General features: G+C 72.1%; 16 protein-coding genes. 8 read left to right on the top strand and 8 right to left on the bottom strand.

Annotated elements, in window-relative coordinates:
* Window positions 1-58: 58 nt before the first annotated feature.
* A complete protein-coding gene (locus JOD48_RS14650) occupies window positions 59-1,528 on the bottom strand; it encodes an MFS transporter (RefSeq protein ID WP_204809630.1) in 1,470 nt (489 codons plus the stop codon).
* Window positions 1,529-1,763: 235 nt separating this feature from the next.
* Here JOD48_RS14650 and JOD48_RS14645 point away from each other — a divergent pair, with 235 nt between their 5' ends.
* Together JOD48_RS14645 and JOD48_RS14640 are read left to right on the top strand one after the other, a co-directional pair.
* Entirely contained in the window at window positions 1,764-2,708 is a 945-nt protein-coding gene (locus tag JOD48_RS14645) for a helix-turn-helix transcriptional regulator (protein WP_191790775.1), read from the top strand.
* An 84-nt stretch (window positions 2,709-2,792) separates the two neighbouring features.
* On the top strand, window positions 2,793-6,119 hold the full coding sequence (locus JOD48_RS14640) for a thioester reductase domain-containing protein (RefSeq protein WP_204809629.1): 3,327 nt from the start codon (window positions 2,793-2,795) through the stop codon (window positions 6,117-6,119).
* A 105-nt stretch (window positions 6,120-6,224) separates the two neighbouring features.
* Here JOD48_RS14640 and JOD48_RS14635 read toward each other — a convergent pair whose 3' ends face one another.
* Both JOD48_RS14635 and JOD48_RS14630 read right to left on the bottom strand, forming a co-directional pair.
* On the bottom strand, window positions 6,225-6,719 hold the full coding sequence (locus tag JOD48_RS14635; protein WP_191790773.1) for a phosphoribosyltransferase: 495 nt from the start codon (window positions 6,717-6,719) through the stop codon (window positions 6,225-6,227).
* Between the two features lie 150 nt (window positions 6,720-6,869).
* Window positions 6,870-7,820: an FKBP-type peptidyl-prolyl cis-trans isomerase gene (locus JOD48_RS14630; RefSeq protein WP_191790772.1), complete on the bottom strand. Its 951-nt coding sequence runs from the start codon at window positions 7,818-7,820 to the stop codon at window positions 6,870-6,872.
* 136 nt (window positions 7,821-7,956) lie between these two features.
* Between JOD48_RS14630 and JOD48_RS14625 the strand changes: the two genes are divergently transcribed.
* The 3 genes from JOD48_RS14625 (at window position 7,957) to JOD48_RS14615 (ending at window position 10,053) form a co-directional block, all read left to right on the top strand.
* A complete protein-coding gene (locus JOD48_RS14625; RefSeq protein ID WP_191790771.1) occupies window positions 7,957-8,256 on the top strand; it encodes an Rv1322 family protein in 300 nt (99 codons plus the stop codon).
* Between the two features lie 157 nt (window positions 8,257-8,413).
* Window positions 8,414-9,262, top strand: coding sequence for an alpha/beta hydrolase (locus JOD48_RS14620; RefSeq protein WP_191790901.1), 849 nt, complete (start codon window positions 8,414-8,416; stop codon window positions 9,260-9,262).
* Entirely contained in the window at window positions 9,259-10,053 is a 795-nt protein-coding gene (locus JOD48_RS14615; RefSeq protein WP_191790770.1) for an alpha/beta fold hydrolase, read from the top strand. The genes JOD48_RS14620 and JOD48_RS14615 overlap by 4 nt, the downstream gene beginning before the upstream one ends.
* Before the next feature lie 42 nt (window positions 10,054-10,095).
* Here the strand turns inward: JOD48_RS14615 and JOD48_RS14610 are convergent, their stop codons facing one another.
* Window positions 10,096-10,632 carry a hypothetical protein gene (locus JOD48_RS14610; protein ID WP_204809628.1) on the bottom strand — a complete coding sequence of 179 codons (537 nt, stop codon included), beginning with the start codon at window positions 10,630-10,632 and terminating at the stop codon, window positions 10,096-10,098.
* A gap of 4 nt (window positions 10,633-10,636) precedes the next feature.
* Entirely contained in the window at window positions 10,637-12,034 is a 1,398-nt protein-coding gene (locus JOD48_RS14605; RefSeq protein WP_191790768.1) for a coiled-coil domain-containing protein, read from the bottom strand.
* A gap of 261 nt (window positions 12,035-12,295) precedes the next feature.
* On the opposite strand from JOD48_RS14605, the gene JOD48_RS14600 reads away from it, so the two are divergent.
* The 3 genes from JOD48_RS14600 (at window position 12,296) to JOD48_RS14590 (ending at window position 15,594) form a co-directional block, all read left to right on the top strand.
* Window positions 12,296-13,510: a hypothetical protein gene (locus JOD48_RS14600; protein ID WP_191790767.1), complete on the top strand. Its 1,215-nt coding sequence runs from the start codon at window positions 12,296-12,298 to the stop codon at window positions 13,508-13,510.
* Window positions 13,507-14,526 (top strand): DUF8094 domain-containing protein, encoded by a 1,020-nt coding sequence (locus JOD48_RS14595; protein WP_191790766.1) that lies wholly within the window; start codon window positions 13,507-13,509, stop codon window positions 14,524-14,526. Before JOD48_RS14600 ends, JOD48_RS14595 begins: the two co-directional genes overlap by 4 nt.
* Before the next feature lie 117 nt (window positions 14,527-14,643).
* The gene (locus JOD48_RS14590; RefSeq protein WP_204809627.1) at window positions 14,644-15,594 is read left to right on the top strand and encodes a tetratricopeptide repeat protein; all 951 of its coding nucleotides are present in this window, start codon (window positions 14,644-14,646) and stop codon (window positions 15,592-15,594) included.
* A gap of 84 nt (window positions 15,595-15,678) precedes the next feature.
* Here the strand turns inward: JOD48_RS14590 and glgB are convergent, their stop codons facing one another.
* The 3 genes from glgB to JOD48_RS14575 form a co-directional block, all read right to left on the bottom strand.
* Complete coding sequence (gene glgB, locus JOD48_RS14585; RefSeq protein ID WP_204809626.1) at window positions 15,679-17,973, bottom strand: 1,4-alpha-glucan branching protein GlgB; 2,295 nt, start codon at window positions 17,971-17,973, stop codon at window positions 15,679-15,681.
* Between the two features lie 72 nt (window positions 17,974-18,045).
* Window positions 18,046-20,889 carry a glycoside hydrolase family 2 protein gene (locus JOD48_RS14580; RefSeq protein ID WP_239527416.1) on the bottom strand — a complete coding sequence of 948 codons (2,844 nt, stop codon included), beginning with the start codon at window positions 20,887-20,889 and terminating at the stop codon, window positions 18,046-18,048.
* Window positions 20,890-20,956: 67 nt separating this feature from the next.
* On the bottom strand, window positions 20,957-22,501 hold the full coding sequence (locus JOD48_RS14575) for a phosphotransferase (protein WP_204809625.1): 1,545 nt from the start codon (window positions 22,499-22,501) through the stop codon (window positions 20,957-20,959).
* Between the last annotated feature and the right edge of the window lie 20 nt (window positions 22,502-22,521).

Genomic DNA, 22,521 nt, shown 5'->3' with positions numbered 1-22,521 from the left:
TCTCGACGCGCCCGAGGTGCTCGCGCGGTGGTGTCGAGGGATCTCCGGGCCGACCGCGCTACGGGGTCTGACAGACGGAGGCGTCGACGCTCTCCTGGGGAATCCAGCGGAGGGCGAGCAGTCCAAGTCCGCAACAGATCACGGCGGCGACGACGGCGACCGTGTGATAGCCGGTCAGGAAGGCGGCTTGCGCCTGCTCGTAGGCGGGCGACGCGATGCCGGGACCGTCCGCGACTTCGGCGATGCCGGTCTCGTCGCCCGGGTACGTGGCGCGGAAGACCACGGTCAGCAGCGAGCCCAGGAGGGCGATGCCCAGAGCGTTGCCGATCTCGTTGCTCGTCTCGGCGATCGCGCCAGCTGCTCCCGCTCGTGACTCGGGAACGGCGCCCACCGCGGTGTCGGCGACCAGGCTGAACGAGATGCCGAAGCCGACCCCTGCCACGATCGTCGAGGCGATGTAGAAGGTCGAGCCCGTCCCAGGGCTGGTGAAGAGGAGGAGGAACATGCCCGCCGCCATGGAGAAGTGGCAGACGGTCAGGGCGTTCCGGGCGCCGATGCGCTCGACCAGACGCGGGGTCAGCACGCTCGACAGCGTGAGGATGACCGCGCCGGGGACCGCGAGGACTGCCGCCTGCAGAACTGAGAGTCCGAGCACGGACTGCAGATAGGTCATGCTCGAGAACGCAGCGGCTGACCACACGAACAGTGAGAGGAGCCCTGTGAGGATCGCGACCGCGAAGACATGCTCCTTGAACAGGCTGACGTCGAGCAACGGCATCTCCAACCGCTTCTGGCGTCGGACGAAGACGATCAGGACGGCCGTGCCGAGGACGACCAGACCGGCGGCGGGCCAGTCGATGCCGTAGGTGGCGGCATGCTTCACCCCGTAGATCGCCAGGAGCAGTCCGGACGCCGACATGACGACGCTCGGGAGATCGATCTTCCCCGGACGTGCTCCGTGGACCTCGCGCAGGAGGACCGGGGCGGCGAGGAGGAACACGACGATGACGGGGATGTTGACCAGGAAGACCGAGCCCCACCAGAAGTGGTTGAGCAAGATGCCGCCGATGATGGGGCCGATGACGAACCCTGCGGCGAAGGTCGCCGCGAAGATGCCGATGGCTCGTGCGCGTTGCGTCGGGTTGCTGAACAGCTCACTGATCACGGCGAGACAGGAGGGCAGAAGAGTCGCTCCGCCCAGGCCCATCAGCGCCCGCGAGGCGATGAGGGCCTCGGGGGTGGGGGAGAACGCGCCGCACAGGGAGCCGACCCCGAACACGACCGCTCCGAGGACGAGCAGCTTCTTTCGGCCGAACCTGTCGCCGAGATTTCCGAAGGTGATGAGCAACGAGCCGACGGCGAATCCGTAGATGTCGAGAATCCACAAGCTCTGGTCAGACGTCGGCTGGATCGCCTCGTTGATGCTGGGCATCGCGAGGAACAGGATCGAGCCGTCCATGGCCACCACGAGGACCGGGCCCAGCGTCGCGATGAGTCCCCACCACGAACTGGCCGGCGCGGTCGTCACGTGTCTCTTCGCTGTCTGCTGATTGACGTCCATGGTCCCCATGCTTGGGGGGAATTGGTGGGGCGACAATGTCACGGTCGTGGGTACTCGCCACCGTGGTACTCCTCACGAAGGTATCCCTCGCACGTGCACCCACCAGGCCTTTCGAGCGGACGCCCCCGGCGCGCCTGGGTGCACCAGAGAGGGGTACCTTCCAGCCTGTGTGACGACCCCGCGGCGAGCTAGCCTGAGAAACATGAAAGGCGAGACGCTCGGTAGCTTTCTGAAGACGCGACGCGACAAGACCGACCCTGGTTCCATCGGCTTGGAGCCAGGGGCCGCGCCCCGCCGCGTGCCGGGGCTTCGGCGGGAGGAGCTCGCTCGCCTCGCGGGCGTCAGCGTCGGCTACTACACACGGATCGAGCAGGATCAGACGGGCACCGCGTCGTGGCAGGTCCTGGACGCGCTCGCATCTGTGATGCGGCTCGATCACGCGGAGCGCACGCACCTGCACAACCTCGCACACTCGCCCGTCCGTTCGCGAATGGTACGTGACGCTCCGGAGAAGCCCCATCAACGGGTGCTCTCGTTGTTCGAGTCACTCGACGAGACGATGCCCGCAGTGGTGCTGGGGCGCCGTGGCGACGTTCTCGCCTGGAACCACTCCGGTCATGAGCTGCTTTTCGAGCACCTTCCTTTCGAGGCGCCGCTTGATATCCACCGCAGACCGTCCGTCCCCTGGTCCTTCTTCTTGGACTCGTTGACGCGCGATCTCTACAGCAATTGGAATGACCTCGCCCGCATCCATGTGGCGTACCTGCGTCTCACCTCCGGCAGATATCCCAGTGACGCCCGACTGGCGGAGCTGATCGGTGAGCTGTCGATGAAGAGCGATCATTTCGCCAGCCTCTGGGCCGAAGGCGACGTCGCTGACTGCACCGTCGGCACCATGGTCCTCTCTCACCCGACGCTGGGGGCGATGGATGTCGAGTACCAGGTGTGGCTGCAACCGGAGTCTCCGGACCACCGCCTCGAGGTCTATACACCGAACGACCCCGCAACCAAAGACGCCCTGAGCCTCCTGCCCAGTCGTCTGCAGGTCACAGGCGCGCAGGACTCAGGACAGCCGGTGCGCGGCCACGACGAGAGCGACGCGTCGGACGACAGGCGTGCATCGCCTCAGACACCCGTGGAGCAATGATCTATGCGACTCGCAGCCTTGATGACTTCCGCGTTCGAGCGTTTCGCCCAGCGTCCAGCGTTGGCGGACCGCCGGCAGATACCCATGACGAACAAGCAGATCGACCATCTGGATCACCGGCTGCTCGACTCGTACGAGACACTGACCTACGGTGAGCTCGAACGGCGAGTCCGGTCGGTCGTCGTGCAGCTCCGCACTCCGGTCGCGACCACCGCGGCGGTCGTCGGCGTTCGCGAGGGCGACCGTGTCGCGCTGCTCGGACACGCGGGCATCGACCTCACCACCGTCGACTTCGCCTGCAACCTCGCGGGCATCACCACGGTGCCGCTCCAGACCAGTGGTTCGCTGGCGCAGCACTCCGCCATCCTCGAGGAGTCGACGCCTCGACTGCTGGCGGTCTCCGTCTCGCTCCTTGATCGGGCCGCCGATCTGATCGCCGATCATCCCAGCCTGGAGCGGGTGATCGTCCTCGACTACCGTGGCGGCCAGGCGGAGCACCGCCAAGCCGTCGACGACCTGACCCGGACCGGGCGCATCGTCCCGGAGACCCTCGACCTCGACGCCATCGGAGCGGACGATGCCGCGTCGGCGCAGCGCTCCGAGGACCACCTCGCGATGCTCCTCTACACGTCCGGAAGCACCGGGGCCCCCAAGGGGGCCATGTACACGGACCGGCTCGTCGCGGAGATGTGGGGCGGAGAAGGGTGGTCGGCGTTCTTCGCCGGAGAGGTCGACATCGCGAGCTTCCACTACATGCCGATGAGTCATGTCGCCGGCCACTCCTCCGTCCGCAGCACCTTGGCGCGTGGCGGCGTGACGTACTTCGCGTCGACGACCAACCTGTCGAGCTTCTTCGACGACCTCAGCCTTGCCCGGCCCACAGAGCTGTCTCTGGTGCCACGCGTCTGTGAGCTGCTTCATCAGGAGTATCAGCGTCGTCTCCACGGCTCGAGCCCTTCTGACGATCTGGACGAGGTCGGCGTCCTCGGGGAGATGCGCGAGCGGCTCCTCGGAGGTCGTGTGCGCTGGGCAAGCTGCACGTCTGCGCCGGTCTCTGCTGAGCTCAAGAGCTTCATGGAGTCGCTGCTCCGGATCGAGCTGCACGAGCTCTACGGCACGACGGAGATCGGCGGGGTCCTGGCAGACGCGCGCTTCCTCCGTCCGCCGGTGATCGACTATCGCCTCGACGACGTCCCGGAGCTCGGGTACTTCACGTCGGATCGCCCGGATGCCCGTGGTGAGCTGCTGATCAAGAGCACCTCGACGGTGCCCGGGTACTTCAACCGCCCTGATCTCGACCGGGAGATCTTCACGGTCGACGGCTACTACCGGACCGGTGACATCGCCGCCGTCGACGCCGACGGCAACATCCGCATCATCGACCGCAAGAACGCCATCATCAAGCTCGCTCAAGGGGAGTTCGTGGCGCTGCCGTCGCTGGAGGCCACGTATGTCGCCGGGAGCCCCGCCATCCACCAGGCGTTCCTCTACGGCCGAAGCGATCAGTCGTCGACCCTCGCGGTCATCGTGCCGTCGGAGGCCACCAGGGCCGAAGCCGGGGCTGAGGGCGGCCCGACGATCCGCGCGCGAATGCTCCAGGAGCTGAGGAGGGTCGCCGCCGAGGCTCGCCTGAACTCCTACGAGATCCCCTCTGCGGTCCTGATCGAGCACGAGCCGTTCTCCGAGAGCAACGGACTCCTCTCGGACCATCGCAAGCCGATCCGACCGCGGCTGACCGAGAAGTACGAAGCCCGGCTGTCAGGGCTGTACGAGGAGTTGCGATCCGGCCGGGACGAGCTTCTTGAGTGGCTGTACGCCCACGGGGCCGAGGGGGACACCGTCACGACCGTACGCCGTGCCGTCGCCGTGTCGCTGCAGGCCGATCCCGATGACATCGACGAGACGTCGAGGTTCCGGAGCCTCGGTGGCGACTCGCTCACAGCTGTCCATCTGGCCCGGGTCCTGGAGCAGGTCTTCGGTGTCCGCGTCTCTGTCGACATGGTGGTCAGCGACTCCTACTCGCTGCGTGAGCTAGCCGACCACATCGACGTCAAGCGGGCGTCGGACCAACGTTCGGTGTCGTTCGACGAGATCCATGGCGCGGAAGCCGGACGTCTGCGAGCCACGGATCTCACGGCTCCCCGGTTCGCGTCGAGCTCGGAGAGCTCTCTCGCGGTTTCGGTGAACCCCCAGCCCCGATCGATCCTTGTCACCGGCGCGAGCGGCTACCTCGGACGCTTCCTCTGCCTCGACCTGCTGCACCGGTTCGCAGACACGGGCAGTCGTGTCGTGTGCCTCGTGCGCGCACGTGACGACGCGTCCGCCCGTGAGCGACTACGGGGCGCATTCTCCACGTCGACCGACCTGTTGGCGGAGTTCGACAGTGTCGCGACGCATCTCGACGTGATCGCGGGGGACCTCGCGGAGCCGCGACTGGGCCTCGACGAGGCCGTCTGGGGCCGGCTCGTGCGTGAGGTCGGCGATATCGTGCACGCCGGGGCGATGGTCAACCATGCGCTGCCCTACCGTGAGCTCTTCGCCGCCAACGTCAACGGCACGGCGGAGATCATCCGTTTGGCCACCACGGGCGCGCTCAAGCCCGTCACGTTCATGTCGAGCATCGCCACCGCGCTCCTGCGCGGACGCTCGTCGCCGCTGGACGAGTTCGTAGACATCCGCGAGGAGCTCCCCGAGGTCCGATCGACCGAGGGGATCGTCGACGGTTATGCGACGTCGAAGTGGGCCGGCGAGGTGCTTCTTCGTGACGCTCACGAGCGCTACGGGCTACCGGTGACCGTGTTCCGATCCAGCATGATCTTGGCGCACTCCCAGCACGGCGGACAGATCAACGTCACCGACACGTTCACGCGGCTCCTCTTCAGCGTGACTCGCACAGGTCTGGTCCCGGCCTCGTTCTACCGCCACGACGGCGGGCGCGCGCACTACGACGGCCTGCCCGTCGACTCCGTCGCGAGCGCTGTGACGACGCTGGTCCAGCGTCGCGCCTCGCGGGGCTACACGACCTACCATCTGGTGAATCCGTTCGACGACGGTATCTCGCTCGACAGGATGGTCGACTGGCTGATGGATGCCGGCGTGCCGTTGACCCGGGTCGACTCCTACGACGACTGGATGCAGCGGTTCCGGTCGGCGTTGAGCGCGCTCGACGAGGACGACAGACGCGCGTCGTTGGTGCCCCTCCTGGAGGGGCTACGGGAGCCGGACGAGCCCGCCTTCGGATCGCTCATCGCGTCGCCTCGACTCTCCAGGGCCCTCCGTGAGGCTGGCGCAGGAGAGCTCGTGGCGCCCTTGACGTTCGAGTTCCTCATGAAGTGTCTTCGAGACGTCGAGCAGGTCCTCGAACAGTCGATCCTCCCGACGACGCTCCCGACGACGCTCGCGGCGTCGTAGCGCCTCGGTGCGCGCTGCCACGTCAACGCGGGGTCGTCTCCTGTGACGGCGCGTGGCCGAGGACTGGGAGCCGGCCGGGACCGCGGTCGCCGGCCCCGGTACGGGTCAGTCGTTCGGCCTCGACATCGCACCCTCCACAGGAGGCTCGGCCGACCACGGGAACGTGATCCACAGGTCGGTCTCCTTCCAGGCGAAGTCCGGCTGGATGATCGTGCGCGGCTTGGTGTAGAGCACCGCGGAGCGGGCCTCGGTGCCGTGCTCGGCGAGCATGTCCATGACCAGGGCGAGCGTGCGGCCCGAGTCCGCGACGTCGTCGACCACGAGGACCTTGGACCCCGGGAGCTCGGACGTGTCCATGAGCGGGGGCAGGACGCGCGGGTCGGCGAGCGTCTGGCCGATGTCCGTGTAGAACTCGACGTTGAGCGTCCCCACACCCTTGGTCCCCAGCGCGTAGGCCACGGCCCCACCGGGCAGGAGCCCGCCGCGGGCGATCGCGACGACGACGTCGGGCAGGAAGCCGCCGGCCACCACCTGCTCGGCCAGCTGCCTGGACGCGGTGCCGAACAGCTCCCACGTCATGACTTCGCGCTCTGTGCTCATGGGCAGAGCCTAGGTGCTGTTCCTGGGGGGCGGCCTGCCGAGGGCCGCGCGCAGGACGGCGCGGTCCAGCACACGAGAAGGGCCGCCTCCCGCGGACGGGAGGCGGCCCTTCGGTGCTCCGACGGCTGGGCCGTCAGGAGGGCGTCCTGGTCAGGAGGCGTCGAGGACGTCGAGCACGAAGACCAGCGTCTGGCCACCCAGCGGGTTGCTGTCGCTCGCCGCCTCGCCGTAGGCGAGCGACGCGGGGACGACCAGGAGCACCTGGCTGCCGACGGTCTGTCCGGTGAGCCCCTGCTTCCAGCCCTCGATGAGGTTCGAGAGCGGGATCGTCATGGGTGTGCCGTTCTCCCACGAGGAGTCGAAGACCTTGCCGTCGAGCGTCCAGCCCGTGTAGTGCGCCGTGATCGTGCTGTCGGCCGTGACCTCGGGGCCGTCGCCCTTGATCAGGGTCTGGGTGACCAGCTCGGTCGGGGCCGCGTAACCCTCGGGGATGTCGATGCTCGGCTTGCCCGAGTCGTCGAGCGTGACGACGGGCAGGCCCTCGGCCGGGGTCACGGCCTCGCCCTCGGCCCGGGTCGGCACGTCCTTCGTGTCGACGATCTCACCGACGGTCAGGAGCGTCTGCGAACCGTCGCCGGTCGGGCCGGCGAAGAGGAAGCGGGTGCCGACCTTCTTGCCCACGACGACGTCGAGGAGCTGCGGGTAGATGTCGTCCGACAGCAGGAGCGGCTCAGGGCTGCCCTTCTCCCACGTGGACCCCGCCTTGCTGCCGTCGGTACCCAGGAAGGCGACCGACTGCATGGAGATCTGCTGGCCCTTGGTGATCGTGTCACCGTCTCCGTCGCTCAGGGAGCGGGCGACCGCGGCCGAGACCGTGAACGGCTTCTCGAACTCCACGGTGGGCTCGGCGCCGGCCTCGCCCGTGACCGTCACGGCCTCGAGCGCCGCGACGTCCTCCGCGGAGGGCGTCGGGACGTCGCTGGCGGCCGACTCGCTGGGCGAGGGGCTGGCGCCACCGTCGTTGCCGCTGGCGCAGCCGGAGAGGACCAGGGCGGTCCCCAGGGCGATCGCGACGAGGCCGCGAGAGGTACGGAGCTTCACAAGGATCCTTCGGTCGGGGGTCTCCGCGCACGACCGGGAGTGAACACGGTGCCGGGCACGGGTTGCAGGCCAGGTCACTCTAGCCGCACTCTCTGGGAGGCCGCTGGGAGAGGGCCGCAGCAGGGACAATGGACGGATGCCGTCGAAGCGTCCCTCCCGTCGTCGCCCCTGGGGAGCAGAGCCCGCGCCCCTCGACCTGGGGCGTGCCCTCGGCGGGCTGCGTTCCGAGTCGGGGTCCGACGGCGAGTGGTCGGTCCGCACCGTGCGCTCGGGGGACAAGTCCTACGTGTGCCCCGGCTGCCGTCAGACCATCCCGGCGGGCACGAGCCACGTGGTCGCGTGGGCCAACGACTCGATGTTCGGCGCGGCCTCGGCCCTCGAGGACCGCCGGCACTGGCACTCGGGATGCTGGGCGGCGCGCGAACGACGGCGCTGACCTGCGCTCGCGGAACCGCGGGCTAGGCTCGGTCGTGATGAACGCGCACCGTCCCGACCCCGCGTCCGACCGCCCCGACGAGCCCGCCGCACAGGCCGCAGACCGGTCCGCGGCTCCGGTCGCCGCCGTGCAGCCCGAGCAGCAGGCGCCCCCCGCGGTGCCCACGGCCCCCGAGGGAAAGCCGGCCGAGCACGGCGCCCCGATCCGTTCGCTCACGGTCCTGCCGGCCCGCCGTGAGGACGTCGAGCTGCACACCGCGGACGGCCTGACCCTCGTGGGCGAGCTCGCGCTCCCGGCGCACGCGGCGCCGTCGGGCACGCTGATCACGCTGCACCCGCTGCCCACGCACGGCGGCTACATGGACTCCCACGTCTACCGCAAGGCGGCGTGGCGCCTGCCGGCGCTCGCGGACCTCGCGGTGCTGCGGTTCAACACGCGCGGCACGTCGTCGCCGCGAGGGACGAGCGAGGGCACGTTCGACGGCGGCGAGGCCGAGCGCTTCGACGTCGCCGCCGCGATCGAGCTCGCCGAGTTCCACGACCTGCCGAACCGGTGGCTCGTGGGGTGGTCGTTCGGGACCGAGATCGCGCTCAAGCACGGCACCGACCCGGGCATCGAGGGCGCGATCCTGCTCTCCCCGCCCCTGCACCGTGCGACCGACGAGGACCTGGACCGGTGGGCCGCGTTCGGCAAGCCGCTCGTGGTCCTGGTCCCCGAGCTCGACGACTACCTGCGTCCCGACGAGGCCCGCCGGCGGTTCGCACGCGTGCCCCAGGCCGAGGTCATCGCCGTCGAGGGAGCCAAGCACCTGTGGGTCGGGGAGCCGTCGGTCCGTCGCGTGCTCGACGAGATCGTCGCGCACGTGCTGCCCGGGTTCCCCGTGCCGCTGCCCACGACGTGGGACGCGGCGACCGAGACCGGGACGGACACCGAGACCACCGACCAGGCCTCCTACGACGCCAGCCGTACGCACGTCCAGCCACCGACGACGGGACAGGAACCATGACCACGACCGACCGACGCCTCGCTCTCCACACCCTGCGCCACGGGCACGGCCTGCCTCTGCTCCTCGTGCACGGCTTCCCGTTCGACCACCGCATGTGGCTCGACGTCGCCGCCGCCCTGCCGGACGGTGCCACCGTCCTCGCGGTCGACCTCCCGGGCGCGGGCCAGAGCCCGCTCGGCGCCGAGCCCGCCTCGATCGAGACCGCCGCGGACGGCGTGGTCGCTGCGGCGCGAGCCGCGGGCGTCGAGCGCGCGGTCGTCGTCGGCATGTCGATGGGCGGGTACGTCGCGCTCGCGGCCGCCGAGAGGCACCCGGACTTCACGGTCGCGCTGGGCCTCGTGGACACCAAGTCCACCGCGGACACCGACGAGGCGCGCGCCAACCGCCTGCGCATCGCCGAGGCCGTCACGAGCAGCGCCACCGTCGACGCCGTGCTCGGCATGCCGGGCGCGCTCCTCGGGGCGACGAGCAAGGTCGCGCGCCCCGCGCTGACGGCTCGCCTCGAGGAGTGGATCCGTTCCCAGCGGCCCGACGGCGTCGCGTGGGCCCAGCGCGCCATGGCCGCCCGCCCGGACCGCACCGAGGTCCTGGCCCGCTTCGCGGGCCCGATCACGGTGGTCGTGGGCGAGGAGGACACCCTGACGCCCGTCGAGGCGGCCGAGCACATGGTCGACGCCGCGCGCGGCACCTCGCTCGTCCTGGTGCAGTCCGCCGGTCACATGAGCGCGGTCGAGGAACCGGCAGCGGTCGCGAACGCGCTCGGGGACCTCTGGGCGACTGCCAAGGGGTGACGTCGGGGGAGCCGGGCGGCGTCGGTCGGCCGCGGCCGCCGGTCAGCCGCGCTCGAGGACCAGCGCGACGGCGTCGGCGAGCGAGATCGACTCGCCGTCGCGGCCGCCCTTGCCGAGCACGAGCGGGGGGTCCGAGGGCGTGAGGACCGCGCCGCGCAGCCGGGCCGAGAGACCGCCGGGAACGCTGAGGACGTAGAACGCGCCGTCGGTGCCGACCGCGAGCGTCCGGTTCTTGCGCAGGTACCAGCCGAGGGTGCGGGTCCGGTACGTCGCGTCGCCCGCGTACGACCGGGCCTGGAGCGGCACGGGCGCGATGCCGCGACGCCCGGCCTCGGCGACGAACTCGCGCAGGAGGACCGCCGCCTCGACGGACTCCTGCGCGCGGCGCCGTTCGAGCTCGGCCGCCTGGTGTGCCGCGGCCTCGGTGCGCTGGGCACGCCAGGCGGCGACGTCGTCGGGCCGGCCGGTACCGGCGGGCGGCGCGCCGGAACCGCTGCCCGTGCCCGCGACCCCCTCCGGGTGCGACGACGGCGACGACCCGGGAGCCGTGCGTCCCGTGCCGTCGCCGTCGGTCGTCATCTCGTCAGCCCTTGGTCCGCGCGGGAGCCTCGGGCTCGTCGGCCGTGCGAGCCGACTCGGCCTCGGGCTCCGCGGCCTCGACCTGCGGGAACTCCGCGGTCATGAGGTTCGCGGCACGAGCCCGCTGGGCGGGCGTGCCCGCGATCGCGGCGGGAGGGGCGGCCTTCGCCTTGGCCGCCCCGGCGTCGCTGTCGCCCAGGAGACCGCGCAGCTCGTCGAGGTACGTGTTGATCGACTCGTGCTGACGCGTGAGGTCCTCGAGCTGTCGCTGAGCGGCGGCGCGCTGCTGCTCAGCCTCCGCCTTGGCGTCCCCGACGGTCTGCTCGGCGAACTCGCGGGCCTCGGCGACCACGCGGTCGGCGTTGTGGCGCGCGGTCGCGATGACCTCCTTGACGTACTCGTCGGACTCGGTGCGGACCTTCTCGGCCTGCTCGAGCGCGGCGACCACGCGGGCCTCGGCGTCCGAGGCGTGCGCCTCGGCGGTCGCGACGAGCTTCTCGGTCTCCTCCTTGGCGACCTGGTGGCGCTGTGCGCTCTCCAGCTCGGCCTCCTCGCGCCGGCGGGCGATGTCGAGCTCGGCCTCGGCGAGGGTGGTCCGCGCCTTCTCGCGCAGCTCCTCCATCTCCGACGTCACGGCGTTCGCGGCCTCGGACGCCGCGCGCTTGGCCTCGGCGACCTGACGCTCGGCCTCGCGGCGCGTCGTCTCGCGCAGCTCGGTCGTCTCACGCTCGGCGGCCTCGCGCATCGCGGCGGTCTCGGCCGACACCCGGGCACGCAGCTCCGCGGTCTCGCGCTCGGTCGCCACACGCAGCTCGGTCGTCTCGCGCTCCGTCTGGGCGCGCAACGTGCCCAGCTCGCGCTCGAGGCTCGAGCGACGCTCGCTCTCCTCGGTGTTCAGCGCGCTCTGGATGCGGGCGGCCTCGCGCTCGGCCGAGCCCACGAACTCCTCGGCACGGCGCTGGGCGCCCACCAGCGTGCTCTCGGTCTCCGCGGCGGCCGTCGACCGGATCTCCTCGGCCTCGCGGCGCGCGTTCGACAGGAGCTCGGCGACCTCGTTCTCGGCGCGCGAGCGGATCTGGCCGCCTGCGACCTTGGCGCGGGACATGATGTCGACCGCCTGTGCGTTCGCCTGGGCCAGGATGTCCGCGGACTGCTCCTCGGCCGAGCGGAGGAGCTGCTCGATGCGGGACCCCAGGCCGGCGTACGACGGGCGGTCGGTCTCGCGGAGCTGGCGCTGGGCGTCCTGGAGGTCCGACGTGAGCTGCACGGCCCGTGCGTCAGCGGCCTCCGCTCGGTGTCGGGATTCCTCGAGGTCCTTCTCGAGCTTGGCCAGCTGGCCTTCCACCATGATGCGGTCGTAGCCGCGCATGGTGATGGGGAACAGTGTGCGTTCGTCGGACACGGGTCGACCTTCCGCCTTGGGCTGGTCCACGCCAGCATGGGTGTCGGGGGATGAGTGCCGGCGCGTCACCGGCAGCCCGACCTGTGGATCGTCCACCAGGATACGTGGCCCGGCTGTGTCCTGAATACCCGGAATGGGTACCGTCAGGGTGTCGCGAGGAGTTCGTGAAGAGTCTGCGGCGATCGTCGCCATCCGGCGAACTTTCGAATCCGGCCCACGTTCGCCTCTATTGTGGATTGTCCATGACGAAGGGAAAACTCGGTGCTTCAACGAATCCTGGCCGCCGGCCTGATCGTGCTCGGCCTGGTGGGGATCGGCACGGGGGTCGCCTCGGCGACGGTCTGGCGTGAGAGCGAGACGGTGGTCGCCTCGACCCCCGCCGACGGCTCGTCGCCGCTCGTCGTGTCCGAGCCCGGCGTCCTCGACATGGTCGCCGGCGACGTGACCGTCACCGCGAAGACCTCGGCCGACAAGCCTGTCACCCTCGTGATCGGCCGTGAGGTCGACGTCGAGGGATGGGTCGGCACGGACGCGCACACGGTCGTCACGGGCCTTGCCGACTGGGACACGCTCTCGACCCGGTCGGTCGCCGCGCCGCCCCCCGCCGAGGAGACCCCCGCGGAAGGTGAGGTCCCCGCGGAGGGTGAGGTCCCGGCGGAGGGTGAGACCGCGACGGACGAGGCGGCCGCCGCCACCCCCGTGGTCGGTGCGGACCCGGCCGGTTCTGACATGTGGTTCGCCGAGTCGGCGGGCGCGGGCGAGGTCAGCCTGCGCTGGTCCGACCGTCCGGGCCGCTGGAGCCTGCTCGCCGCCGGCACGGGTGAGGACCCTGCCGCTCCCGTCGTGACCCTGACCTGGACCCGTGAGGTCTCGACCCCGTGGCAGTGGCCGGGGATCGCCGGCGGCACGCTGCTGCTGCTGGCCGGGCTCGCGATCGGCGTCATCTCGTTCCTGAGCGGCAGGAAGGGCGGCAAGCCGTCCGGGCGCACCGCGAAGGACGAGAACGGCAAGAACGGCACGAGGACGGACGGTCGCGCCGCTCCGGCGGCGACGCCGACGAGCCCTGCCGCGAACGACCCCGCGCCGGGAGACGGCACGAGCACCGCTCGGCGCGAACCCCTGGCACAGACCGGCGCAACCGCCTCGCTCACGCGCCGCGAGCTGAGGGAGAGGGCCGAGCGGGAACGCCTCGAGGCCGAGAACGCCGCCCAGGAGGAGGCCCGTACGCGCCCCCGCAACCGTTGGCTGACCGGGCAGATCCCGATCGTGCCCGGCCGACAGAAGAACGCCACCGCAGCCCAGCCCGTCGTGCCCGCCCCGACGACCGAGCCGCAGGCCGGTGCAGACGGCGGCTCGGCCGCCCGGGCCGACGCCTGGCGCCAGGCCTGGGGCTTCAACCAGACGAAGGCCGCCCCGCCCACCTCGGGCGAGGACGACCAGACCCAGACCCCCGACTCGACCGGAGGAGACCGATGAGCAAGCGCACGACTCGCCGCTCAGCGACCCGTACGGCCGCCGTGGCAGGTGCCCTCGCCGGAGCGATCCTGCTCGCCGGCTGCGCCTCGCCCCTGCCCACCGCCAGCCCCGACCCGACACCCACCGAGGCGGTCCCCGCACTGACGGCCGACCAGATGGCCGAGGTGCGCACCGCCGTCGGGGCCACGCTCGACGAGGCCGGCGCGGCCAACGACGTGGCCCCCCTCGCGAACCGGCTCGCCGGTCCGGCGCTCTCGTTGCGCACGAGCCAGCTCGCCGTCGCCGCGGTGCGCGGGAACCAGGACCTGATCACGGTCCTGCCGACCGACGTCCAGCAGGACATCATCACCACGACGGACTCCTGGCCCCGCCAGGCCTACGCCGTGACGGTCCAGCCCGAGGACCTCCAGTCGCCGCGGCTGCTCGCGTACGATCAGGCGACGGCCCGCGACCCGTACAAGCTGTGGGCCTGGGTCCGGCTGTTCCCGAGCGCGACCCTGCCCACGTTCGCGGGACCCGCGGTCGGCAGCGAGTCCGTCCCCCTGGACGACGCGTCGCTCCTCGTGACCCCGGCGGACGCGGTGGCCCAGTACGCGGACGTCCTGAACCTGGGTGCCGGCTCCGCCTACGCCGGGTCGTTCGCCGACGACCCGCTGCGCGCATGGGTCGCGAACAACGCGACCGTGCAGATGGCAGAGCTGAGCAAGGCCGCAGGGACGATGACCATGACGTTCACCCCGACGCCCGACGAGGTCCGCGCGGTACGCACGGCCGACGGCGGTGCGATGGTCATGGCCGGGCTGAGCGCTCTCGAGACACGGACCATCGAGGAGGGTGGCAAGATCGCTCCCGGTTCGGAGACCGAGAAGGCGCTCTTCGGCGCGAACGAGACGACGAACAAGCTCAACGTCGGGTACACGACCATGGTCGCGATGTACATCCCGCCCGCCGGGGCGACCACCGGCGTCCAGGTGCTCGGCATGGAGAACGTCGCCACGTCCGTCGCGACCTCCTAGCGATCCCGCCCCCGGGGCCGGCCGCGCCCGCGGTCCCCGCCCCGCCCGTCGTCCCGGCCGTGCGCCGCCCGTCGCGAGACGAGCGGCGCACGGCCGGATTCTTCATAGGATGTAGCCATGAGCCAACCGAGCCAGCAGCCGAACTTCGACGTGCGCGGTGCCGTCGACCTGTCGTCCTTGAACCGTCCGTCGGCCCCGCCGCCCGGCGCGCCCGGTGGAGCGCCCGAGGCCGGCGGGTACGTCGTCGACGTGACCGAGGAGTCGTTCCCGCAGCTCGTGCAGGACTCGACGCAGTACCCGGTCGTGGTCCTGCTCTGGATCCCGACCGACCAGGCGAACGCGCAGCTCGGCACCGAGCTCGGCGCGATCGCGGAGGAGTTCGCCGGGCGATTCCTCCTGGGCCGGGTCGACGCGCAGACCTATCCGCAGATCGCCGCCGCCTTCCAGGTCGAGAGCGTCCCGACGGTCGTGGCGATCGTCGGCGGCCAGCCGGTCCCGCTGTTCCAGGGCGCCGCCGCCGGGGACCAGATCCGCGCCGTCCTGCAGCAGGTGCTCCAGATCGCCGAGGGCAACGGGGTCACGGGCCGGGCGCCCGCGCAGGGAGCCCCGGCGGGTGACGACGCGCCGACCGAGCAGGCGGCTCCCGAGCCCGAGCTGCCGCCCCTGCACCAGGAGGCGTACGACGCGATCGAGCGTGACGACTTCGACGCGGCCGTCGCCGCGTACGAGAAGGCCATCAAGCAGGACCCCCGCGACCACCTCGCCACGGCGGGGCTCGCACAGGTGGGGCTGCTGCGGCGCACGCGCGACCTCGACCTGCAGGCCGCGCGCGAGGCCGCCGCGGCTCGGCCCGCCGACCTCCAGGCGCAGCTCGACGTCGCGGACCTCGACATCCTCGGCGGCAAGGTCGAGGACGCCTTCGGGCGTCTGCTCGACCTGCTCGTCGGGTCGAGCGCCGAGGACAAGGAGACGCTGCGCCGTCGGCTCGTCGACTACTTCGAGATCCTCGGCCCGGCCGACCCCCGGGTCGGCAAGGCCCGCCAGCTCCTGGCGATCAACCTGTACTGACGCCAGCGCCCGCGCACGACGACGGCCGGTCTCCTCCCGCGAGGTGACCGGCCGTCGTCGTCGTGGGCGCGGAGCCCGGCGCGGTCAGGCAGGCGCCAGGTAGAGCACCCCGAGCGGCGGGACGCGCAGCGTCACGGAGTGCGCCCGCCCCTTCCAGGGCCGTGCCTCGGCCAGCACCTCACCGAGGTTCCCGACCCCGGACCCGCCGTAGACCTCGGCATCGGTGTTGAGGATCTCGCGCCACGCGCCGCCCTGGGGCAGGGCGAGGCGGTAGCCCTCGTGCGGGGTGCCCGCGAAGTTCACGACGACGGCGACCTGGTTCCCGCCCGCGTCGCGCCGCAGGTATGCGACGACGTTGTGGTCGGCGTCCTCGGCGTCGAGCCACTCGAAGCCCGCAGGGTCGTGGTCGAGCGCCCACAGGGCGGGGGTGCGCCGGTAGAGCTCGTTGAGGTCGCGCACCTGGCGCTGGACGCCCGCCTTGCCGGGGTCGCCCAGCCCGGCCCAGTCGAGGCTCGCGGCCTCGTTCCACTCGGCGTGCTGGGCGATCTCGCAGCCCATGAACAGCAGCTGCTTGCCGGGGTGCGACCACTGGTAGGCCAGGAACGAGCGGACCCCCGCGCGCTTCTGCCAGTCGTCGCCGGGCATCTTGCCGTAGAGCGACCCCTTGCCGTGCACGACCTCGTCGTGGCTGATGGGCAGGACGAACTGCTCGGAGTACGCGTAGACCATCGAGAACGTGATCTCGTGGTGGTGGTAGCGCCGGTTGATGGGCTCCTCGGCGATGTAGCGCAGCGAGTCGTTCATCCAGCCCATGTTCCACTTGAGGCCGAACCCGAGGCCGCCCGCGTCGGTGGGGCGTGTGACGCCGGGCCAGGCCGTGGACTCCTCGGCGATCATCATGACGCCGGGCGTGCGCCGGTAGGCGGTCGCGTTGGTCTCCTGGAGGAACGCGATGGCCTCGAGGTTCTCGCGCCCGCCGTGGACGTTGGGGTGCCACTGGCCAGGGCCCCGCGAGTAGTCGAGGTAGAGCATCGAGGCCACGGCGTCGACGCGCAGGGCGTCGACGTGGAACTCCTCGAACCAGTACGTCGCGTTGGCGACGAGGAAGTTGCGCACCTCGTTGCGCCCGAAGTCGAACACGTAGGTGCCCCAGTCGGGCTGCTCGCCCCGCAGCGGGTCGGGGTGCTCGTAGAGCGGGGTCCCGTCGAAGCGCGCGAGCGCCCACTCGTCCTTGGGGAAGTGCGCAGGGACCCAGTCGAGGATCACGCCGATCCCGGCCCGGTGCAGGGTGTCGACGAGGTACCGGAAGTCGTCGGGGTGGCCGAAGCGCGCGGTCGGGGCGTAGTAGCTCGTGACCTGGTAGCCCCACGAGCCGCCGTAGGGGTGCTCGGCCACGGGCATGAGCTCGACGTGCGTGAAGCCGGTCTCCAGGACGTAGGACGTGAGCTGGTCGGCGAGCTCGCGGTAGCTCAGGCCCTGGCGCCACGAGCCCAGGTGCACCTCGTAGACGCTCACGGGGCCCGTGTGCGGGTCGCGGGCCGCGCGCTCGGCGAGCCAGGCGTCGTCGGTCCACTCGTGCCCGGACGCGACGACGACGCTCGCGTTGGCGGGCGGCACCTGCGTGCCCTTGGCCAGGGGGTCGGCCTTCTGGAGCCAGGCCCCGCCCGCCGTCAGGATCTCGTACTTGTAGAGCGTGCCGGGCCCGACGCCGGGCACGAACAGCTCCCACACCCCCGTGTCGCCCAGCGAGCGCATGGCGTGCGTGCTGCCCTGCCAGTGGTTGAAGTCGCCGATGACCCGCACCGCGCGGGCGTTGGGCGCCCAGACCGCGAACGCCGTGCCGCTCGTGGTCCCGGCCGCCCCGGGCTCGCCGAGCACGCTCGGGTAGACCTTCGGGTTGGCGCCCAGGACGGTCCACAGCTCCTCGTGGCGCCCCTCGCGGACCAGGTGCTGGTCCATCTCGCCGAGCGTCGGCAGGAAGCGGTACGGGTCGTCCAGGAGGGTCGTGGTCTCGCCGTAGCGTGCGCGGACGCGGTAGTCGGGGGCGTGCAGCACGGGCGGGGTCGGGGCGCCGTGCGCGGGCTCGTCGACCGCCGCGGGCACGACCGCGACCCAGATCCCGTCCTGCTCGTGCGTCGCGGCGAACTCGCCGTCGAGGGTGATGATCGCGACCTCGTCCGCGAGCGGACGCAGGACGCGCACCGTGGCGGCGCCCCCGGTCCGGCCGCCCGGGAGGGGCACCGCGGTCAGGTGCGGACCCAGCACCGCGTGGGGGTCGACTGCCCGGCCCTGGGCGACGGCCGCGAGCGCGACCGGATCGGCCGGCACCACGGGGAGCGGTGGGAGGGAGCTGCTCGGAGGTGTCGATGACCCGGTCATGGCCCAACCTTTCCACGTCGCCGGGGTGCGTGCGTACTCCCCGCGCCGCACGGGCACGCGCTCACCCCGCCCTCACCGGTCCGCGCCCGGTGTCGACGGTCCCGCGACGAGCTGGTTCGCCGTGCGCAGGACCCGGCGGGCGGTCAGCGCGGACTCCCCGGTCCGCCCGAGCGGTTCGGGAACCGACACCGTGAACGTCACAGACTCGCCGGGCAGGAGCGTCACGAGCTGGTCGTCGACGCTCGCCTCCGGGTGCACCTTGTCGACCAGGAGGGCCACGTCGCGCACGAGCTCCCGGGCCGTGACGACGACCTCGTACCGGCGACCTCCTCCGGGCCCGCCGACCGCAGCGGGCGTGCGGATCGAGCCCGGCACGGGCGTCGGCACCGGGGCGTCGGGGGCGACCTCCCGCACGGAGGCGTCCAGCCCGTCGTCGACCAGGGCGCTGTCTCGCGGTTCCGCGAAGAACCACAGCCCGCGCTCGTCGCCCAGGCTCACGACGACCAGCTCGTCGCGGGCGCTCGCGGCCGTCGCGACGGCGTCCGGCAGCAGGAGCGTGCGCGTCTCGCGCGGCGCCAGCCCGACGGCGGTGCTCACCTCGGCGAGGACCGTCCCGTCGTAGCGCACACGCCGCTGGACGAGCGTCCCGCTCCACGGGTCGGGCGAGTCGTTGACGACGACCACCGCGAGGGCCGAGGGGCCGCCGGAGACGGGCGCGCCGCCGTCGGGCCTGCGGGGCTGGACCGTGACCAGGCGGTCGCGGTACGCGTGGGCGAGGGCGAAGAGCGTGGGCTTGGCGCGACCGGCGCCGTCGACAGCGGCCCACGACGTGACGGGCCAGCAGTCGTTGAGCTGCCACACGATCGCGCCCGCGCAGCGCGGGCTCCACGAGCGCATGTGCTCGATCCCGACCGTCATGGCGTTCGCCTGGTTGAGGGACATGGCCCAGTGCCAGTCGTCCATGTCGTCGGGCAGCGGGAAGTGGGGGAGGAGGCCGTCGGTCAGCTTGTCGTTGCCCTGCGCGGCCTTCTGGTGCACGAGCATCCCGGGGGACTCGGGCGTGAGCGGTTCGTCGGACAGGGCGTCGCGCAGGGTCGACCACGTGGGCGGGCCCTGCCAGCCGAACTCGGCGACGAAGCGCGCGACGTGGTCGCGGTACACCTCGTACCCCTGGCGGTTCCACGCGTCCCAGACGTGCACCGAGCCGTGCGCGTCGAGGTTGGGGTGCAGGTCGAGCGTGCCCGACCACGGGCTGCCCGGCGTGTACGGGCGGCCCGGGTCGAGCTCGGCGAGCAGCGCGGGCAGCAGCTCGGTGTAGTACCCCAGGCCCCACGTGCGGCCCTGGAGGCGCGGCTGCCAGTCCCAGTCGTGGAAGCCCCACAGGTTCTCGTTGTTGCCGTTCCACAGCACGAGGCTCGGGTGCGGGGCCAGGCGGGTCACGTTGTCGCGCACCTCGGCCTCGACCTCGCTGCGCAGCGGCTCCTCCTCGGCGTACGTCGAGCACGCGAAGAGGAAGTCCTGCCACGTGAGGATGCCGCGCTCGTCGCACAGGTCGTAGAAGTCGTCGGCCTCGAAGATCCCGCCGCCCCACACGCGCAGCAGGTTGACGTTCGCCTGCTCGGCCTGGGCGATGCGCGCGGCGTACCGCTCGCGCGTCACGCGGTGCGGGAAGGCGTCGTCGGGGATCCAGTTGGCGCCGCGCACGAACACGGGCTGGTCGTTGACGACGATCACGAACGACGTGCCGGGCTCGCCGTCGTGCTCGTCGGGGAGCATGTCGAGACGCACGGTGCGGAAGCCCACGCGGTGGCGCCGCACGTCGAGCGGCCCGACGGCGGCGCGCGGCTCGTGCTCCTGGCGGTCGTCGCGCTCCTCGGCCGACGGCGCGGCGAGGAGCTCGACCGCGACCTCGTAGAGCGGCTGCTCGCCGAACCCGCGGGGCCACCAGCGCCGGACGGCAGGGAGGTCGACGTCGACGACCGCGGAGGCCTGTCCTGCCGGGACCCGGGCGCTCGTGACGAGCCCGTCGACGTGGACCGCGACGTCCAGCGGGCCGTCGACGTCGGGGGAGCGCTCGAGCTCGACGTGGACCGTGAGGCGGCCGGGGACGCCGGCGTCGGGCGAGTCCAGGGCGTGCCCGTCGCCGGTGACCGACGCCACGGGCCGCACGGCCGCGAGCCGCGCGCCCGTCCACCCCTCGAGCGCGAGCGGGCGCCAGATGCCCGACGTCGCGGTCTCCAGTCCCCAGTCCCAGCCGAAGCTGCACGCCATCTTGCGGATCGCGTTGAACGGGTGGGGGTTGGTGTGCGGGCGATAGCCCATGGCCACGTTCTGCGCGGCGGCGTACGCGAGCGGCGAGGAGAAGCGCACGACGAGCTCGTTGGTACCGGGTCGCAGGTGTTCGTCGACGGGCAGGCGGTAGGTGCGGTGCTGGTTCGCGGTCTCGGCGAGCAGGTGCCCGTTGAGGGTCACGGCCGCGACCGTGTCGAGTCCGTCGGCGACGAGGTCGTGGCGCTCGTGCCCGTCGGCGGCCCACTCGAACGTGGTGCGGTACTCCCAGTCGCAGCGGCCGATCCACGCGAGGACGTGCTCGTTGTCGTCGAGGTAGGGGTCGGGGACGATCCCGGCCGCGAGGAGGTCGGTGTGGACCGTCCCCGGCACGGACGCGGGCACGGGCGCGTGCACCTGCTCGGCGAGGTGCGCGGGGACGGGGCCGCCGACGGCGCGCACGGTCCAGCCCGTGTGCAGCTCACGGCGGGTCGTGCTCGGCGCGCCGGTCTCGGTGCCAGGGGTCTGGGCGGGCGGGGATGTCAGCGCTGTCATCGTCGAGGGCGCGAGGTCTGCAGAGGCCGGGGCCGAGGTCACGGGGAAGCTCCAGAGAGGTGAGGGGTCGTCGTCGAACCGCGTCACCATCATGCCTGGTGACGGTGGGTTTCCTGCGCAGCGGTCGGCGACGGCACGTCGCCCACGGCCGGCCGCGGGGCTACCGTCCGCCCAGCAGCCGGTCCACCGCGGTGAGCGGGATCGGCTCCCACGCCGGGCGGTTGCGCGACTCGTACACGACCTCGTACAGCGCCTTGTCGAGGACCAGGGCGCGCAGCAGCGCCTCGGTCGTCGCGTCCGAGAGCCCGGCGGTCCCGTCGTCGTCGCCGATCGCGCGCCGGTACGCCTCGACGAACGCGGTGCGCGCCGTCGTCGTCCACCGGGGTGAGCGCGCCCCGCCGACCGCCGCCGCGTAGTCGAGCGAGCGCACGATCCCCGCGACGTCGCGCAGCGGCAGGTCCGGGCGCGTGCGCTCGGCCACGGGCCGCAGCGGCTCGCCCTCGAAGTCGAGGATCTTCCAGCCGTCGCCGAGCGCGTGCAGGGCCTGCCCCAGGTGCATGTCGCCGTGGATCGCCTGGAGCACGGGAGGCGGCGCCTCCTCGCGGGCGAGTCGCTCGGCCACGCCGTCGAGGAACACCTCGACTTGCGCGGCGCGTCGCCCGAGAGGGGCGGACGAGGCACAGGCCTCGCGTGCCCGACGGCGCAGGTCGCCCAGCAGCCAGCCCGCCTCGAGCGGTGGCCCGGTCGGCAGCGCCTCGCGCAGCGCCCGGTGCATGGTCGCGAGCGTCCGGCCGAGGTCGGCCGCGAGGTCGGCGAACGAGGTGTCCTGGGCCGCGTAGGCGCACGCGAGCTCGAACCCGTCGCGCGCGTCCGTGACGAGCTCGCTCAGCACCGCGAGGTGCGCGGTCCTCGCCGGGCCCAGGGCCAGAGCGCCCGCCGGCACGTCGAGCGGCTCCCACGTCGCCTCGACCCAGCCGAGCGGGCGCGGCACACCGGTCCACCCCACGCGGGCGAGCGCGTCGGGGACCACGACGTCCGGGTTGGGGCCGATCGCGATCGTCCGCAGGATCTTGAGGATCGAACCGCCCGCGACCCCCGGCAGGATCACCGAGGAGTTCGACTGCTCGCCGCCGACCATCCGGGCACCCGTCAGGTCGACCGGACGGTCGCGACCGTCCTGGCGCGCGTCGCCCGCTTGCTCGAGCGCGCCCAGGAGGGCCACCCACAGGTCGGGGTGCGTGGCGCCGTCGTGCACCGCGAGCGGTGCCGCGGAACCCTCGGGGTCGCTCGCCCCGCTCCCACCCCGTACCCCGTCCGGTCGCCGGTCCGGCTCCGGGACGAAGCCCACCAGACCCGGGAGAGGCGCGCCGGCCGTGCCCGCAGCACCTGACCCGCGGGCGTCAGCAGGCCGCGGGTCCGGGGCGAGCCCGCCCGCGGGCGTCAGGACCAACGGGACCTGGATCACCAGGTCCACCCCGTCGCCCACGATCCGCAGGAGGTGCAGCGTGCAGCGCTCGGTGAGCGCGAAGCTCATCCACGGCACGTGTCGCACCGCGAGGCCCTTGACGGGGTACCAGCGCTGCGCGGGCAGCCACGCGTCGAGGAGCCCGAGCAGGCGGGCGTCCGGGACGGGGACGCGCTGCGCCGACCCGAGCGGCCCGGGGCGCGACACGACGGGCGAGGACGAGACGGTCTTCGGCACCACGTCAGCTCCTTCTGCCGGGC

This window comes from Oerskovia paurometabola, from assembly GCF_016907365.1.
Classification (GTDB): Bacteria; Actinomycetota; Actinomycetes; order Actinomycetales; family Cellulomonadaceae; genus Oerskovia; species Oerskovia paurometabola.
The sequence above is the reverse complement of the archived record's forward strand: the minus strand, read 5'-3'. Positions and strand labels throughout refer to the sequence as shown.

Bases quoted from the DNA above. Each gene is read 5' to 3' on its own strand.
- JOD48_RS14590 (WP_204809627.1), top strand. From the start codon at position 14,644: ATGAGCCAACCGAGCCAGCAGCCGAACTTCGACGTGCGCGGTGCCGTC.
- JOD48_RS14645 (WP_191790775.1), top strand. From the start codon at position 1,764: ATGAAAGGCGAGACGCTCGGTAGCTTTCTGAAGACGCGACGCGACAAG.
- JOD48_RS14580 (WP_239527416.1), bottom strand. From the start codon at position 20,889: ATGATGGTGACGCGGTTCGACGACGACCCCTCACCTCTCTGGAGCTTC.
- JOD48_RS14615 (WP_191790770.1), top strand. From the start codon at position 9,259: ATGACCACGACCGACCGACGCCTCGCTCTCCACACCCTGCGCCACGGG.
- JOD48_RS14595 (WP_191790766.1), top strand. From the start codon at position 13,507: ATGAGCAAGCGCACGACTCGCCGCTCAGCGACCCGTACGGCCGCCGTG.
- JOD48_RS14610 (WP_204809628.1), bottom strand. From the start codon at position 10,632: ATGACGACCGACGGCGACGGCACGGGACGCACGGCTCCCGGGTCGTCG.
- JOD48_RS14625 (WP_191790771.1), top strand. From the start codon at position 7,957: ATGCCGTCGAAGCGTCCCTCCCGTCGTCGCCCCTGGGGAGCAGAGCCC.
- glgB (WP_204809626.1), bottom strand. From the start codon at position 17,973: ATGACCGGGTCATCGACACCTCCGAGCAGCTCCCTCCCACCGCTCCCC.
- JOD48_RS14635 (WP_191790773.1), bottom strand. From the start codon at position 6,719: ATGAGCACAGAGCGCGAAGTCATGACGTGGGAGCTGTTCGGCACCGCG.
- JOD48_RS14640 (WP_204809629.1), top strand. From the start codon at position 2,793: ATGACGAACAAGCAGATCGACCATCTGGATCACCGGCTGCTCGACTCG.